General features: G+C 44.9%; 2 pseudogenes. Both read right to left on the bottom strand.

Features of this window, described 5'->3' with window-relative positions:
• Positions 1–129 precede the first annotated feature (129 nt).
• Positions 130–411: pseudogene (locus CIK04_RS34215) on the bottom strand (HD-GYP domain-containing protein); the annotation flags it as partial.
• A gap of 65 nt (positions 412–476) precedes the next feature.
• Positions 477–959: pseudogene (locus CIK04_RS34225) on the bottom strand (hypothetical protein); the annotation flags it as partial.

The raw sequence follows: 959 nt of genomic DNA on the forward strand, positions 1-959 counted from the left end.
CACCTTATTTATTTTTGCTAGAGAAGCCTTTCTTCTCTCAATGGGTGTAGTCTATGACGAGCGGAGATTAGAGGTAAAAACGATTGAATCTATAGATTTAATTGTCTTTACCTATTAAAAGTAAGGACTTTAGTAGAAACCATCTTTGGGGTCGTGTTCAGGAAAACGCGCCACAACATCACGCAGCTCTTCTTGGTGTTCGCGCAGCGCATTCACGCATCTGCGATCCAGTTTTCCTACAATCACCATTTTTTCAAGCTCTAGCAAGGCATGCGTCACCGACCAAGCTTGGCGATAAGGCCTGTGCGTGGTGAGCGCATCAAACACATTCGCCACCGAGACAATTCTTGCCGCAGGTGGTATTTCCTCCCCTTTCAAACCAAATGGATAACCTGAGCCATCTAAAAACTCATGGTGATAGGCCTATAATTTGCTGCAACAATGTGATACTTGGGTGATTAGGATTGCCCAGAGATTCAAGAATACGGTCCATGRTTWCTAATGCCATTTTCCACATGATTACGCATTGTATTGCGTTCTTGCGCATCCAGCGTATCGGTTTTGCACACCAGTTCGATGTCGAGTCTCACTTTACCCAAATCGTGGAAGCGGGCGAAAAGAGAGAGATGCTCTATGGTTTCGTCGTCTAGCGACCACTCCTCCGCCATGTCGTGGGCAATAATTCGGGTGTAATGGCTCATGCGCTCTTTGTGCGCACACGAATCTTTATGGTAAACAGGAAACAGAACTTGAGTTCGTTCAGCACAATCCGCAATGGCGTGCACGATCTGATATTCAGAGACAATGGTGAATTTCACCATATCAATATAAGGCTGAAGTTTCTCAATCAGCCCTTCATCAAACGCGTCCACTTCTCGAGAGTTCAGGAAGAGAAAACCCACAAATTTGTCTTTTTCAAAACATAGGAATGGGTCATCCAGATGAACGATAACCTGCAT

The organism is Vibrio sp. 03_296 (genome assembly GCF_002265885.1).